The following is a 15,286-nucleotide window of genomic DNA, read 5'->3' on the forward strand; positions in this document are numbered from 1 at the left end:
ATCCGGCATTGTACGCAAACACAACATTTGGAGGGAAGAAGATGGATTTACAATTTAAGGCCGCAGACGGCAGTAAGCGCTATAAGATTACGAAAATTTATGTGCCGGAGGGCGGAAGCTTTCAGGCCGGAGCGCCTCTTTTGAAAGCGGAGAGCGGGAAAATGAACACGGTGGTCAAAGCGGAACGGGCGGGAACGCTGAAAAAGCTTCTGGTGAAGGAGGGACAGGAGATCGGCAGCGGGGAGATTTTTGCCCAGGCGGAGTACGCGGCCGGAACTCCTGCGGCAGGCGGCCAGCCTGATACGACCAGCGTTTCCGCGGCGGGCAGCCAACGTGATACGGCCGGGACTTCTGCGGCGGGCGGCCAGCGTGATTCGGCCGGAACTTCCGCGGCCGCCAGCCAGCGCGACGCGGCCAAGGCTTCCTCGAATCCCGCCCTCTCCCTGTTCGGCAAAAAAGAGGAACTGTCCTGCGAGATCGCCGTGGTGGGCGCGGGCCCGGGCGGTTACGAGGCGGCCATCTACGCGGCCAAGCAGGGCAAGGACGTGATCCTCATCGAGAAAAGCAAGGTTGGGGGAACCTGTCTGAACGTGGGCTGCATTCCCACCAAGGCCATTGTCAACAGCGCGGAAAAATACCACATGCTTTCCGGCCTGGAGGACATCGGCGTGAGCTGCGGCCAGGCATCCTTTGACATGCACCGGGTGATTGACCACAAAAACCAGGTGGTGGAGCAGCTGCGGGGCGGAATTGAGTCGCTGCTGGAGGCGAACGGTGTGCGTCTGGTCCGGGGAACGGCGGCATTTCAGGAACCTAAGGAACTGTTGGTGTCCCAGGGATTAAACCGCACAACGGTCAAGGCACAGCATGTGATCATTGCCACCGGCTCGCGCATCGCGGACCTTCCCATCCCGGGCATCCACGGCCGCAATGTGCTCAATTCCACCACGGCGCTGGATCTGGAGGAGAATTTCGATTCCATCGCTATCGTGGGAGGCGGCGTAATCGGAATGGAATTTGCCGGAATTTACGCATCCCTGGGCAAGCGGGTTCATGTGCTGGAGTATGAGAAGCAGATTCTGCCCACCACGGACCCGGATCTGGTGGAGGTGCTGACGGAGGATTTGAAGGGCCAGGTGGACATCCGCACCGGAGTCCGGGTTCAGGAGATTCGCGAGAGCGAGAATGGGCAGTTCATTGTGGCGTTTGAGTCCGTCAGCCGCACGAAATATCTGGTTGCAGACAAGGTGCTGGTTGCGGTTGGCCGCTCGGCCAATTTGGACGGCCTGAAGCTGGAGAAGGCCGGGGTGGAGCTGACGGAAAATAAACGCTCCATCGCGGTGAATGGCTCCATGGAGACCAGCGTTCCCGGAATTTACGCCATCGGAGACGTCACCGGGAAAATCCAGCTGGCCCACGCGGCTTCCCACCAGGGGCTGGTTGCGGTGGACTGCATTTTGGGAAAAAACAGGTCCATGGAGTATGATTTCATCCCCTCAGTGATCTTCTCCAGAGTGGAGATCGCCACAGTGGGGCGGACGGAGCGGGAGTTAAAACAGGCAGGTATCGCCTGTAACGTGAGCCGCTTCCCCTTCGCGGCCAACGGCAAGGCCCTGACCATGGAGGAGGGCCGGGGATTTGTCAAACTGATCGCCCGGGAGGAGGACGGAAAGCTGGTGGGCGCCGCCGTGGCCGGGCCGGATGCCAGCAATCTGATCTCCGTTCTGACGCTGGCGCTCACAAACGGCCTGACCCCGGAGGCGATCATTTCCACCGTATTTCCCCATCCCACGCTGGGCGAGGTGATCCACGAGGCGGCGCTGGGGCTCACGGTGGGAGCCATCCATTACCATGAATAGGCTGGTGGTCTCCATCACCGGCCAGGTGTACAAAAACCTGGCGCTGGAGGAGGCGCTGCTGCGGGAGCTGAAGGAAGGGCAGTGCGGTCTTTATCTGTGGGTCAACGACCCCTCGGTGATCCTGGGAAATAACCAGTGCGCCTACCTGGAGTGCAGTCCCGGACTCTGCCGCAGCCGCAAAATCGTGGTGGCCAGACGGCGGTCAGGAGGCGGGGCGGTCTATCACGACCGGGGCAATCTGAATTTTACCTTCTTCTACTGGCCGGGGCAGGCGGGGGAGGAAGAATTTCGGGAGCTGGCCCGCAGCGCCATTGAAGCGCTGGCGGGGCGTCCCGTGAAATCCTCTGGCAACGACTTCCTCATTGACGGGAAAAAGATCAGCGGCATGGCAGGTTACGAGGAGGACGGCAGAAGGCTTTTGCACGGCACGGTTCTGGTAAATGCAGACATGGAGGCAATGAGTCAGGCGCTCACCGTAAGCGCCAAAAAGCTGCGCTCCAACGGGGTGGACTCGGTGAGAAAACGGGTGGCGAACCTGACGGAATTTGCTCCCGGGATATCTGTGAGCCAGGTCCGCGAAAAAATGGCAAGGTCATTTTCCGAGACCTGGGGGCCGGTGGAAACCGTGCGGTTCGGGGAGGAGGAAATGCCCGGGGATTTTCTGGCTTACGCTGCCGCGGACTGGATTTACGGTGAGAGCCCGGACTGCGAGATGGTGATGGAAGCCGCTTCGGGAGCAGGGATTTACCAGCTGGTATTCCGTGTGGAGGGAGAGCGCATAAGCGAGGCCCGGCTGTACTCCGACGCGGAGGCCCGCGAGAACCACAGCGGCTTTGAACGGGAACTGGCCAGGGCGGTTTACGAGGAGACACAGTTGAAAGAACGGCTGGAGCGGTATGTGAGCGCGCTGGCCGCAGCGGGATCGGAATCTGGAAATCTTCAGGGAGGCCGACGCGTTTGAGTATGACGGACCGGCCGGCAGATCACACGAAACGGTCTGTCAAGACCATAAAAACCAGAGAAAATGGAGATGGCATCGGAGAAATCCGGTGCCATTTGTGTTGGAGGAAATGGGCCATCGGCGGTTACTGTTCACAGGCAATATCCCGCGAGGTGTTTTTTGTGAGTGGAGCGCAGCGGAAGTCACAGAAAACCCGAGGATAGCGGCGCGAAACGGCGTTTTTTGCCGTTTCTGTGCATCGCGAAGCGTGTTACTGGGAACGGAGTGTACAGTAACCATCGGCGTAACCTTCAAGCGGTTGTTGGCCTGGCCCTTGACATGAGTACGATATCGGACTATAATGAGTACGAAATCGGATTAAGCCCGAAAAGAGCGCAGGGAGGGAACGGATTTGGAGGAGAGACAACAAAATGACGTCAATGAGTTCAACCGGCTGTACAAGGAGATGGACGACCTTTACCACGATATCGCGCTGAAGCTGGGGCTGTCGGACAGCGCCCTCACAATTTTTTACGCGATCTGTGAGCTGGGGGACGGCTGCCTGCAGAAGGATATCTGCAGCCAGTCCTTCTGCAGCAAGCAGACCATCAACTCGTCGATCCGCAAGCTGGAGCGGGAGGGAACCGTGTACTTAAAGCGCGGAAAGGGCAAAAACATGCACATCTATCTGACGGAGCAGGGCCGGGAATTTGTGGAGAACAAGGTTCGCCCGGCCATCGGGATGGAGGTCCAGGCGTTTCTGGAGCTGACGCCAAAGGAGCGGGGCGAGCTTCTGCGCCTGACCGGGAAGTACCTGGAACATTTCCGGGAGCTGGAGCGGCGGATGTGAGCCCGCCCGGCCGGAAAAAAACGGAATTTGACTGACATTGGAGGACTTTTTATGAAAACCGTACTGCGGTTCCTGAAACCGTATAAACGATTGTGCGTTCTGACCCTTTTAACCATGCTGGTGGACGCCGCGGGGGCGCTTCTGATCCCAACGCTGACGGCGGATATGATCAATATCGGCGTGAGCGGAGGCGATCTGCACTTTATTGTCCAGCGGGGGCTGGCCATGGTGGCGGTCACCGTGCTGGCCGGGGTGGCCACTCTGTTTGGAAGCTGGCTGTGCGCGGATTTATCCGCCAAAGTGGGTAAGGATATGCGAAACGCTGTCTACGATAAATCCCTGGCTTTCTCTGCCTATGATTTCGAGCAGTTTGGAACCGGGTCCATGATTGCCAGGACCTTGAACGACGTCAACATTATCCAGCAGTCCATTGTCTGGTGTATTCAGATGGTGATCCCGGTGCCTGCTCTGTGCACCATGGGAATCGTCATGGCCTTTGCCATCGACGCCACCATGGGATATCTGCTGATCGCCGTGACGGCCCTGATCATTGTGCTGGCGGTTCTGGTGACGCGGAAGGCCTCCGTGATTTTCGAGAGCCTTCAGAGCTTTCTGGACCGGATGAACGTGGTGCTGCGGGAAAATATCACCGGCGTGCGGGTGATCCGGGCGTTCAACAAGGAGCGCAGGGAGGAGGCGCGCATCCGCAGAACCTTCGAGCAGTACGCGGAGTCCTCCATCCAGGCCAACCGGCTGTTCGTGGGGCTGGACAGCACGGCGTTTTTTATGATCAACCTGTGTATTGTGGCCATACTCTGGATCGGCGGCAACCGCATCGGGGCCGGTTATATGGAGATCGGAGATATCACCGCCCTGATCGAATATGCGATTCTCATTCTCTACTATATTATTATGGCGCAGATGGTTATTATCCTGCTGCCCAGAGCGCGGGTCTGCCTGCGCAGGATGGAGGAGGTTCTGTCCAGGAAGCCGGAGATTCGCGACGGGGAGGTCCCCCTGCTGCCGGACCTGGGGCGGGAGGACGCGGTGGTGGCGTTTGATCATGTTTCCTTCCGCTTTGCGGACGCGGACGAGGATACCCTGGGCGGACTGACCTTTACCTGCCTGCGGGGACAGACCACCGCCATCATCGGGGGGACCGGGAGCGGGAAATCCACCATTGCCAAACTGATTCTGCGGTTCCACGACGTGACCTCCGGCGAACTGCGGTTCGACGGGCGGGACGTGCGCGCTATGACTCAGAATGAGCTGCGCAGGCGCATCGCCTATATCCCGCAGAAGGCGTGGCTGTTTTCCGGGACCATCGCGGATAACCTGCGCGATGGACGGGAGGAAGCGCGGGAGTCCGAGATGCTTCACGCTCTTAAGGTGGCTCAGGCCGGTTTTGTGGAGGAGCTGCCGGAGGGGCTGAACGCCCATGTGGCCCAGGGCGGGACGAACTTTTCGGGAGGTCAGAAGCAGCGCCTCTCCATCGCCAGAGCGCTGATGAAACAGGCGGATTTGTATATTTTCGACGACAGCTTTTCCGCTCTGGATTTTAAAACGGACGCGGCGCTGAGAAAGGCCCTTGCCGCGGAGACCGGGGACGCCGCGGTGCTGATTATCGCCCAGCGGATCAGCACGATTTTGAATGCGGATAAAATCATCGTGCTGGACAACGGGCGCGTGGTGGGGATGGGCAGCCATGCCGGGCTGATGGAGAACTGCCCGGTTTACCGGGATATTGCCAGGTCGCAGATGAAAGGAGATGAGCGGGATGCAGGATGAGCAGAATATACCTTACGAGGACGACTACGCCTACGAGATGCCGGACCACGCAGGTAAAACAATCCGGCGGCTTTGGCGATCCGTGAGCGATCAGCACGGCCGGCTTGCGGTGGTGCTGGTGTCGGTCGCATTTTACACCCTGCTCTCCATCTATGCGCCGTTCTACAGCGTCCGAATCGTGGACTTTTTGTGGAACGGCATCCGAAGCGCCCATGCCCAGGGAACGGTGTTCCGGGTGAGCTGGGAGCAGGGCGGGAGGGAGATTGCGGTTCTGTTGGCCGTCTACACGGCTACGGCAGGGCTTTATACCCTGCAGAGCTTTCTCATGTCCAGCTTTGCGGAGCGGTTGAGCCTGAGGCTTCGGACCGAGATCAGCGAGAAAATAAACCGTCTGCCCCTGGTGTATTTCGACAACCACAGGACGGGCGAGGTGATGAGCCGGGCGGTTAACGACCTGGATAAGATGTCAGAGGCGCTGCAGACCGGCCTGTTAAGGCTGTTCACCGCGGCGGGCATGGTGGCCGGTTCCCTGGTGGTTATGTTTCAGATGCAGGTCTGGCTGACGCTTATTTTCCTGTTTTTCATGGGGCTGGCGCTGCTGTCCACCAAGCTGTTTGCGGCCAAAACCCTGCAGCTGGCGGCCCGGCGGCAGCAGTGTGTGAGCAATGTGACGGCGCGGGTGGAGGAAGCGTACAGCGGCCGCGTGATCATCAAGGCGTTTGGCCGGGAGCAGAACAGCTCCCGGGAGATTCACAGGGCCACGGAGGAGCTGGCCGAAGTCTCCCGTAAGGCGGATTTTCTGGTAAATGCCATCAACCCGGCCATCCGCCTGGTGAACCGGCTGGGACAGGTGCTGATCGCGGTGACGGCGGGAAAGCTCCTGATCGACGGGGCGCTCAGCGTGGGTACATTCCAGGCGTTTTTCCAGTACGTGAACCAGTCCGCGGAGCCGCTGACCGAGGGGGCCTACATGGTCAACTCCATGCAGTCGGCCCTGGCTTCGGTGGAGCGCATTTACGCGCTGTTAGATGAGCCAGAGATCGGGGCGGAGCCGGAGACGGCGGCGCTGACCGGGCGCACGGAAGGAAGAGTCGAGTTTCGCAACGTGAGGTTCGGCTACACGCCGGAGCGGGTGCTGATGAAGGATATCAGCTTTACCGCCCATCCGGGCCAGAAGATTGCGGTGGTGGGCAGCACCGGAGCGGGAAAGACCACGTTAATCAACCTGCTTATGCGGTTTTACGAGGTGGACGGCGGGACGATCCTGCTGGACGGCGTGGACACGAAAACCATGTCCAGGCCCTGGCTGCGCAGCCATTTCGGCATGGTTTTGCAGGACACCTGGCTTTTTGAGGGAACCATTGCCGAAAATATCGCTTACGGCAAGCCGGATGCCACCCGGGAGGAGATCGTGGCCGCGGCCAAGGCGGCCCGGGTGGACTTTTTCGTGCGGACCATGCCCAAGGGTTACGATACGGTTCTGGGTAATGACACGGAGAATATTTCCGTGGGCCAGCGCCAGCTCCTGACCATCGCCCGGGTGGTGCTCAGCAACCCGGCGCTGTTGATTCTGGACGAGGCCACCTCCAGCGTGGACACCAGGACGGAGATGGAGATCAACCGGGCGATGAACGCCCTGATGGAGAACCGGACCAGCTTTGTGATCGCCCACCGGCTGTCCACTATCGTGGACGCGGACCTGATCCTGGTGATGGAGAACGGCAATATTATTGAGCAGGGAAAGCACTGGGAGTTGGTTAAAGCCAATGGACCGTACGCCCAGCTTTACTACAGCCAGTTCGCTTAAGACAATTTTATAGAAACCGCCCGGAACGGGCGGCTGAGGCAGGGGAATAACGCGGAGGCGGGAACCCCTGCTTTTTTGAATGTAATGGTCCATTGGCGCAGCCTGCGGGCGATTGTCGTGGAAGTCAATGCCGGGGCGGCTGTTTTGTCTGCCGGCCGGTTCGCGTTTGCTGCGGCGCAGAAGCGTTGTAAAAGGGGTTATCGTTCTGGTCAGACGGCCGCCCTGACCGCTCGCTGCCGCCGTTTCGTCACGGTGGAGAAGAGCAGAATGGGGATACCGGCTGCCAGCGCGCACCGCACGGCCAGAATCGGACTTAAGGGGCAGAAGGACAGGGAGTGGATGTAGTATTCCGGAAGGAATCCGGCCAGGACCCGCAGGTGGCCGGAGTAGCAGAACACATCCACCAGAATGTCCTCCGTCATGAGGCAGAAAATGCCAAGGATTGTGGCGGCGGCCCGGTTTTTGACCGGAACGGCCAGGGCGGAGAACACGGCCGCATAGGACCAGTGGAGCAGGATCTGCAATACCAGGCGGCACAACAGGTCCAGGAGGGAGAGTATGCCGGGGCCGAACAGCAGGAAAAAGCCTGCGCCACAGAGCAGCACGTAGAGCATGATCATGGCGGCGGTATGTATGCACACCAGCCGGAATGCGCTCCAGGGCCGCGCCCGTCCGGCGCCGGAGGATGCAGAGCGCACCGCCAGGAGGCAGGTAAACAGGGAGAGCAGATGAGGCGGCGCTCCCACCGCACGGACCGCGTCGGCGCCGGATGGGGTGAAGCCGAACATGAGCTCCGGGCTGACTCCGATCCCCCCGATCACCGGGCCTTTCGCCAGGTGGAAAAAGACGTGGACGGTGGACAGCGCGTAGATCAGTACCGCGGCGTATGGGAGAAGGGGAAGACCGCGGGGCCGCCTGGGAGCGCCGGTGCGGCAGAGGGCGGCCCGGGCCTCCTGCTCCCTGCGCATGTCACATCCGGCCGCCGCGGTCAGGATTCCCGCGGCCACGGCTGCGGGCAGGCTGTGGCGGAAATGGATGGCGGACAAAAAGAGAACCACGGATTCGTCCTGGAGCGCCATGGTGACGGCGGTGTAGGCCATATAACCGGCGAAGAGGGAGGACACCGCCGGAACCTCCTCCATCATCCGCGCCACCAGCCCGCTTCCCCAGAAGAGGGCGGGAAGGCAGAGGAGCAGGGAAAACGCGGCCGTCAAAAAGCCCTGGCTGTCCGGGACGCGGCCGCCCTCGGAGAGCACGGAGAGCACCGCGATGGCGTTTTCCATGGCCATGGTCAGGTCGGAGGCCAGGATGGAGACGGCCGCAAGCCGGGTTCTGCCGGCACAGGAGCAGGGGATTGCGGGGGCGGGGGCGGCAGAGGGGGAGTTCGCGGCGTTGGAGCCTGTTGTTCCGGCGGCGCATACTGAGGTCCCGCAGCAGGCTCCGTCCTTCAACATCTGCCAGGTGACGTAGAGCATGGCCGCGCCGCCCAGAAGGCGCAGGTGCAGCCATGAGATGTCCAACAGCCGTCCGGCGGCCCAGATGAAGGCCAGGGTGAACACCGGGGCCAGGCCGATTCCCAGCCTGCGCATGATTGCCGCCTGCCTGTCCGGCAGCCCACGGGTGGCCATGGCGATCACGCCCACGTTGTCGCAGGAGACGGCCAGATTGATCAGTACGATTTGCAGAAACACGGACAAGATATACCTCCAGCCAAGGGGATTTTGAAGCTGCGGCTCCCACCTGAGGGGTGAAAAGTGCGGCGGTTCAGGTATTGCCGAATCGCAGGGCACGCAGACCGAAAATACGCCTTAGAATAATACTCACAATCATTGTATGCGCGCCGCCCCCCAGACCATGCCCTTCTTGACATTTTATGCCCTCCCATTGTACTATTACAGGGAATAACGGGCGCTTGTCCGGGAATGCGGGTGGATACAGATGACAGACAGACGAAAAAAGAGACTTCCCTTACAAACCGTATATTACACCTCCTTTCTGGGCCTGGTGGTGGTGCCCATCGTGGTGGTGCTGATCATCTCGCTGACGGTCTTAAACCAGGTGTTCAGCACCCAGGCTGTGGAGAATATCAACCGGGCCCAGGAGGCCGTGGCCTCGGAGCTGGAATCCGACATCGAGCAGATTTCCATGCGCCTGTCCCACATGGTCTACGCCAATGACAACGAGCTGCTCTCCATCGCCGCGGCGGTGGACACGGAGGACGCGGACAGCCGCTATGAAAACCAGCAGCGGCTGAACGAGGCGGCCAGCTACGCCACGGAGCCGGTGAAGGACATCGTGGCCGTGGCATTTTATATGAAGGACGACAGCAAGATCTTTTTCAAAAATGAAATCCTGCTGCCTCTGGAGGAGATGCGCCGGGAAAAATGGTATCAGACCGCGGTGGCGGGGCCGGACCGGGTGGTGGTCGGCAGCTACGATACCAACGATACCAGGCTCTACTCCGGCGGCACGCGGGACTCCTTTGTGCTGGTGGCGGCCCTGAGCCCTGACGTGCGTCTGGACCGCTCTGAGAAAATCGAGACCGTGACCTTCTTCCAGGCCACCGGGGCCTCCGACAAAATCAAGTCCTACAATACGGGTTATGGCCAGAAGAAAAATAAGATCGGCTACACCCGAATCGTGGACGGGTCGGGAAATGTGGTCTACCAGCCGGAGGGGATTCCGGACGGAGCCATGGTGGAGAAGGGCCACACCAGGGTGCTTACGCCCCTGGCGGTCTACGGGAACGACTGGTATGTGGAGAGCTATGTGCGCACCGCGGACCTCACCTCCGACTACTGGAGCGTGGCCGGGCTGTTGCTGCTGGCCACAACGGTGGTGCTCACGCTGTTCACCGTGTTCTCCCGGTATTTCCTCAAACGAATCATTCAGCCGGTACAGCAGATGAGCCGTGGACTGCGCCAGGTGGAGGAGGGCGTGCTGGACGTCCATCTGACGCCGGCCGGGCAGTACGAGGTTCGGGCCATGATCCACTCCTTCAACGCCATGGTGCGCAGGCTGAAGGCCCTGATCGCGGACTACGAGGAGCGGGTGAGACAGGGAGCCAAGACCATGCCGGACTATCTACACGCCCTGGTGCGCGGCGAGATAAGCCCCGGCGAGGTCCGGTCCCAGGCGGCGGAATTTTTCTCCGAACGCTACCTGCTGATGGTTGTGACCGTGGGAAAATGCGAGGCCAGGGAGGGCGCAGCCTCCCGCCTGCCTGTTGAGCTGGCCCAGGGCTTTGACACCATCCCGCGATTCGCCTCCCGCTGTACGCTGGCCGCGCTCACGCCGTATTGTTTTCTGGTGTATTACCGGATCCGGGAGGAGGATTTTTCCGGCGCGCTCCACGATCTGGTGCGCGATATGAAGCGCTTCGCAAAGTCCAAAACAGGCGCGGAGCTTTCGTTCTGCCTCGGCCGCGCGCAGTCGGACTGCCTGAAATTTGCAGAGCAGCTGGAGGAGGTTATGGACCTGCATGACCTGTACATGCTGAAAGGCGAGGGGAGCGTGCTGGATTTCAACCAGTGCTTTGACCAATGCGGGCAGATTGCGCGCCTCGCCCCCGAGTTCGCCGCCCTTGCGGCCGCCCTTTACATTGCGGATGAAAAAACGATTTCCCAGGAAAAGGAAATCCTTTTCCGACAGTTCCAGTCCCTGGACATGGAGGAGGCGGGCAACCGGGTTTTGGCCGTGATTCTGGCCACAGCCCGGCAGTTCTCCGGGGCAAATGCCGACTTTTTTGAGATTTTCGGGGAGAAGATCGACTACTTTGAGAAGATCGGCCGCATCGGCGACGGGCGCAGCCTCAGGCTGTGGGTGACCAATTACTGCTCCTGGGTGGCGGATTACAGCCGTGGACGGCTGGACGTGTCCCGGGCCGACGCGGTCACGCGGGCCAAGCACTATGTGATTGAGCACTACCAGAACCCCTCCCTGACCCTGAAGGAGGTAGCGGACTATGTGGACTTAAGCGAGAAATATTTCACCACCAAATTCACCAAGGAGTGCGGGGAGACGTTTCTGTCCTACCTGACCGGCCTGCGCATCCAGAAGGCCAAAGAGCTGATCAAGACCACCACCTTCAAAATGTACGAGATCGCGGAGATGGTGGGCTACAACAACCCGGAGCATTTTAACCGTACCTTCCGCAAGCTGACGGGCATGAGCCCGGCTCAGTACCGGAAAGCGCCGGTGGAGGAAGAGAGAGGAGATTAGACTGTGAAGCTGGAGAAAATACATCATGTTGCGATTATCGCGTCGGATTATGAGGCGTCGAGACGTTTTTACACGGAGGTTTTAGGGCTTCCGGTGATCCGGGAGAACTACCGGCCGGAGCGGGGGGATTACAAGGTGGACTTGAAGCTGGGGGACTGTGAGCTGGAGCTCTTCTGCGTTTCCGGAGCGCCAGAGCGGCCCTCTTACCCGGAGGCCCGCGGGCTGCGGCACCTGGCGTTTCAGGTGGAGGAGATCGAGAAGGTGATTGAGGAGCTGGAGGCGAAGGGCGTGGAGGTGGAGCCGGTGCGGATAGACGAGTTTACCGGGAAGAAGATGACGTTTTTCAGGGACCCGGACGGGCTGCCGCTGGAGCTGCATGAGTAGGTGCGCGGTGCGCCGCTGACCGTGAACAGACGTGTGGGAGAGATCGGAATATCCGGCACAAAAGGGGAAATCCGCAAAAAACATACGAAATCACCGGTTTTTCTGACGAATGATCAAGTTTATAAATCCCCCGAATCTGAAAATAAGACAAGAAAAAAGAACAAAAAGCATGGAAAGCGCTGGAAAAAGCCGCTATACTGGCCTCATCGATCCAATCGATCAAAATTTTATATGGGAGGTTCAGAAAATGAAAAAAAGATGGATTGCAGCGGCAATGGCGTGCACGATGACAGCTTCCTTATTAGCAGGGTGTTCATCCGGTTCCGGTCAGACGGAGGCGGGTACACAGGCGGAGAGCGCAAAGACGGAGGCGGGAAGCGAGGCCGCGGGCGATACGGCGGCTGCCAAGAGCGAAGATCTCTCCGGCACGATTACCTTTACAATATGGGATAACAACTTAAACGATTTTATTGAACAGAACGATATGGTGGGCAAGTTCCAGGAGACCTATCCCAACGCGGATATCGAGGTGGAGAAGATCAAGGACGACAGCGAGTATTGGAACGCCATGAAGATGCGCGCTTCCGCCAACCAGCTCCCGGACGTGATGTTCAATAAGACCTTCACTCTCTCCCGGTTCAAGGATTATCTGGTGGATCTGTCCGACACGGAGGCGGCCAAAAACAATGAACTGGCGGCCGGGTATGCGGTGAACGGAAAGATTCTGGGAATCCCCATGACCTCCGGTTATGAGTACGTGTATTATTGGAAAGACATGTTCCAGGAGGCAGGGGTGGAAGTGCCCACGACCTGGCCGGAATTTGTGGAAGTGGCGAAAAAACTTCAGGACTATTATGGAAAAGACAACCCTGACTTTATGGCGATTGCCTGCGGATTAAAGGACGAGTGGCCGGACTACCCGTTTATGGAGTTCATGCCCGCTCTGGAGTCCGGAAACGGACAGAACTGGAATTCCATGGCCACCCAGGATGCGCCCTTTGCCGAGGGAACGGACATCAACAAGGCCTATCATAAGGTAAATGAGCTGTTTACCTCCGGCGCTTTAGGCAAGGATCCCCTGGGACTGAGCAAGGATCAGGTGACAACCCTCTTCTCCGCCAAGGAAGCCGCGATCACCGCACTGGGCGACTGGGGACTTCAGGACATTCAGTCCGGCGCTGAGGACACATCCCAGCTTGGCACCTTCTACCTGCCCACCAGAGACAGCGAGTCCGACCCCTACAACGTGATCGTTCAGGGCGATTCCTTCATGGGCGTGACCACTCACTCCCAGAATCCTGAGCTGGCCAAGGCATTTGTGGAGTGGTTCTACTCCGACGCCTGGTATCCGGATTATATCAACTACGTTTCCAGCTCCTCCTCCATGACCAATTTCCCCAAGGAGAAGGATCCGATTCTGGCCCAGGCCGACGAACTGTGCCCCGACATGAACCTGGTAATGTATGACGGCGGCGGAGACGACTTTACGGCGATCCAGAATGAGACCAGTTTTGACTACAAGAAGCTGGGCGCTCAGATGCTGACCAACGGATTCGACCTGCAGAAAACCCTGGATGAGCTGAACACCAAGTGGGCGGCTGCCAGACAGAAGCTGGGAATCCAGTAAAAGCAACGTCAAAACATAAAAGAAGAGCTGCCGGAAACGGCAGCTCCCGCTTTATAGAGAGGGAGTTGGATGTGAGTACACTTTCAAAAAAACGGACGCATTTTATCATTCTGTCGCTGGTGATCCCCATGGCGCTGCTGATCGGCTTTGTGGTGGTCCCGGCCGTGGACCTGATCCGCATGAGCTTTACCGACTGGGACGGGCTGGCGAGCAGCAGTAAATTTATTGGACTGGAAAATTATGTAAGAATGTTTCAAAACCCGGACCTTTGGCTGTCCCTGAAAAACAACGCGGTGTATTTCTTCGTGCATCTGCTGATGATTCCGGTGGAGCTGGCCTTCGCGGTGCTGCTCACCAGCAAGCTTCGGGCTGCGAAGTTTTACAAAACCATGGTGTTCATGCCTTACATCATCAACGGCGTGGCCATTTCCTATGCGTTTTCTTACTTTTTCTCACCCATCAACGGCGCCTTTGACGCGATTTTAGGAGCGGCGCACCTGGATTTTCTGGTCCGCAACTGGCTGTCCGACGAGCGGATCGTAAACTTCGTGCTGGCCAGCGTCTCGCTGTGGCGTTTCTCCGGCTACCACGTGATCCTGTTTATGGCAGCGCTTCAGTCCCTGCCCCAGGATGTGGAGGAAGCGGCGCGGGTGGACGGCGCGGGAGCCTGGCATCTGTTCAAATACATCCAGGTCCCGGCCATCATGTTGATGGTGGACTTCGTACTCTTTGACAACATCCGCGGCGCGCTCCAGGTGTTCGACATTCCCTTTGTCATGACCTCGGGCGGCCCCGGCTACGCTTCCAGCACCTTCACACTGTACACCATCAACACGGCATTCACCTACAGCAACTTCGGTCTGGCCTCCACCATGGCGGTGGCGATCATGGTGCTGATCGTGCTCATTTACCTGATCCAGAACAAGATCATTCACGGAATCATACTGAAAGGACGGGAGTAAGCGGATTATGAAAAAGAAGACGATGGCGCAGATTCTGAAACAGATCATCTGCCTGTGTATGGTGGCCGTGGTGATGGCGCCCATTCTGCTGACGCTGTTCGCGGCGCTGAAAAACAAGGTGGATATGGTGAAAACCTCCCCCTTAAGCCTCCCGGCCCTGGACCGGCTGACCTTTGACAATTTCCAAAAAGTGTTCTCCAACAAATATCTGATGGTGGGCTTCAAAAATACCGGCATCATCCTGGTGGTGTCCCTGATTTTCAACGTGCTCTTCGGCACCATGACGGCGTTTATCATCGAGCGGTTCAATTTCCGCGGGAAAAAGATCATCATCGCCCTGTTTTTCATCGGCATGCTGATCCCCTCCTTTGTGACGGAGATCGCCAGATTCAAAATTATCAACGGGCTTCACCTTTATAATACCCTGGGCGCGCCCATTGTGATCTACGTGGCCTCGGACCTGATGCAGCTCTACATCTACCGGCAGTTTATTTCCACCCTGCCCGTGTCCCTGGATGAGTCGGCGCTGCTGGACGGCTGCTCCTACTTCGGCCTGTTTACGCGGATTATTTTCCCGCTGTTGGCTCCGGCCACGGCTACGGTCTGCATTATCAAGGCCATCAACATTATCAACGACATGTACATTCCCTATCTGTACATGCCGAAAAACAAGCTTCGGACCCTGACCACCTTCCTGATGGACTATTCCAACGCCCAGAAGGGATCCTGGCAGACGCTGGCGGCCGGAATCATTATCATCATGCTGCCCACGGTCCTGATCTATCTGTTTTTCCAGAAATACATCCTGGCCGGAGTGGCGGCCGGAGCTGTGAAAGAATAGCGAGGAG

The 15,286-nt window shown here is 58.6% G+C and carries 11 protein-coding genes; 10 read left to right on the forward strand and 1 reads right to left on the reverse strand.

Annotated features, from left to right (window positions below):
• Positions 1-41 precede the first annotated feature (41 nt).
• The 5 genes from lpdA (at position 42) to ACK2JC_RS24880 (ending at position 7,244) form a co-directional block, all read left to right on the forward strand.
• Entirely contained in the window at positions 42-1,859 is a 1,818-nt protein-coding gene (gene lpdA, locus ACK2JC_RS24860; RefSeq protein ID WP_368271454.1) for a dihydrolipoyl dehydrogenase, read from the forward strand.
• Positions 1,852-2,820, forward strand: a complete 969-nt coding sequence (locus tag ACK2JC_RS24865; protein WP_320937836.1) for a lipoate--protein ligase — start codon at positions 1,852-1,854, stop codon at positions 2,818-2,820. Before lpdA ends, ACK2JC_RS24865 begins: the two co-directional genes overlap by 8 nt.
• Before the next feature lie 391 nt (positions 2,821-3,211).
• Complete coding sequence (locus ACK2JC_RS24870; protein WP_092371273.1) at positions 3,212-3,649, forward strand: MarR family winged helix-turn-helix transcriptional regulator; 438 nt, start codon at positions 3,212-3,214, stop codon at positions 3,647-3,649.
• 51 nt (positions 3,650-3,700) lie between these two features.
• Positions 3,701-5,437, forward strand: a complete 1,737-nt coding sequence (locus tag ACK2JC_RS24875; RefSeq protein WP_320937835.1) for an ABC transporter ATP-binding protein — start codon at positions 3,701-3,703, stop codon at positions 5,435-5,437.
• The gene (locus ACK2JC_RS24880) at positions 5,427-7,244 is read left to right on the forward strand and encodes an ABC transporter ATP-binding protein (protein ID WP_331681279.1); all 1,818 of its coding nucleotides are present in this window, start codon (positions 5,427-5,429) and stop codon (positions 7,242-7,244) included. Before ACK2JC_RS24875 ends, ACK2JC_RS24880 begins: the two co-directional genes overlap by 11 nt.
• A 209-nt stretch (positions 7,245-7,453) precedes the next feature.
• Here ACK2JC_RS24880 and ACK2JC_RS24885 read toward each other — a convergent pair whose 3' ends face one another.
• Complete coding sequence (locus tag ACK2JC_RS24885) at positions 7,454-8,935, reverse strand: TerC family protein (protein WP_320937833.1); 1,482 nt, start codon at positions 8,933-8,935, stop codon at positions 7,454-7,456.
• 247 nt (positions 8,936-9,182) lie between these two features.
• Here ACK2JC_RS24885 and ACK2JC_RS24890 point away from each other — a divergent pair, with 247 nt between their 5' ends.
• The 5 genes from ACK2JC_RS24890 to ACK2JC_RS24910 all read left to right on the forward strand — a co-directional run bounded on the left by ACK2JC_RS24890 (position 9,183) and on the right by ACK2JC_RS24910 (position 15,279).
• Positions 9,183-11,465: a helix-turn-helix domain-containing protein gene (locus tag ACK2JC_RS24890; RefSeq protein ID WP_320937832.1), complete on the forward strand. Its 2,283-nt coding sequence runs from the start codon at positions 9,183-9,185 to the stop codon at positions 11,463-11,465.
• A gap of 3 nt (positions 11,466-11,468) precedes the next feature.
• Positions 11,469-11,849 (forward strand): VOC family protein, encoded by a 381-nt coding sequence (locus tag ACK2JC_RS24895; protein WP_227170839.1) that lies wholly within the window; start codon positions 11,469-11,471, stop codon positions 11,847-11,849.
• 247 nt (positions 11,850-12,096) lie between these two features.
• Positions 12,097-13,476, forward strand: coding sequence for an ABC transporter substrate-binding protein (locus tag ACK2JC_RS24900; protein ID WP_107434938.1), 1,380 nt, complete (start codon positions 12,097-12,099; stop codon positions 13,474-13,476).
• Positions 13,477-13,604: 128 nt separating this feature from the next.
• Entirely contained in the window at positions 13,605-14,438 is an 834-nt protein-coding gene (locus ACK2JC_RS24905; RefSeq protein WP_007713470.1) for a carbohydrate ABC transporter permease, read from the forward strand.
• A 7-nt stretch (positions 14,439-14,445) separates the two neighbouring features.
• A complete protein-coding gene (locus ACK2JC_RS24910) occupies positions 14,446-15,279 on the forward strand; it encodes a carbohydrate ABC transporter permease (RefSeq protein ID WP_092371287.1) in 834 nt (277 codons plus the stop codon).
• The last annotated feature ends 7 nt before the right edge of the window (positions 15,280-15,286 follow it).

The organism is Enterocloster lavalensis, assembly GCF_046603895.1.
Taxonomy (GTDB): Bacteria; Bacillota; Clostridia; order Lachnospirales; family Lachnospiraceae; genus Enterocloster; species Enterocloster lavalensis.

Excerpts from the sequence above, each read along its gene's own strand:
- lpdA (WP_368271454.1), top strand. The coding sequence starts at position 42 with ATGGATTTACAATTTAAGGCCGCAGACGGCAGTAAGCGCTATAAGATT.
- ACK2JC_RS24865 (WP_320937836.1), top strand. The coding sequence starts at position 1,852 with ATGAATAGGCTGGTGGTCTCCATCACCGGCCAGGTGTACAAAAACCTG.
- ACK2JC_RS24875 (WP_320937835.1), top strand. The coding sequence starts at position 3,701 with ATGAAAACCGTACTGCGGTTCCTGAAACCGTATAAACGATTGTGCGTT.
- ACK2JC_RS24880 (WP_331681279.1), top strand. The coding sequence starts at position 5,427 with ATGCAGGATGAGCAGAATATACCTTACGAGGACGACTACGCCTACGAG.
- ACK2JC_RS24890 (WP_320937832.1), top strand. The coding sequence starts at position 9,183 with ATGACAGACAGACGAAAAAAGAGACTTCCCTTACAAACCGTATATTAC.
- ACK2JC_RS24900 (WP_107434938.1), top strand. The coding sequence starts at position 12,097 with ATGAAAAAAAGATGGATTGCAGCGGCAATGGCGTGCACGATGACAGCT.
- ACK2JC_RS24905 (WP_007713470.1), top strand. The coding sequence starts at position 13,605 with ATGGCGCTGCTGATCGGCTTTGTGGTGGTCCCGGCCGTGGACCTGATC.
- ACK2JC_RS24910 (WP_092371287.1), top strand. The coding sequence starts at position 14,446 with ATGAAAAAGAAGACGATGGCGCAGATTCTGAAACAGATCATCTGCCTG.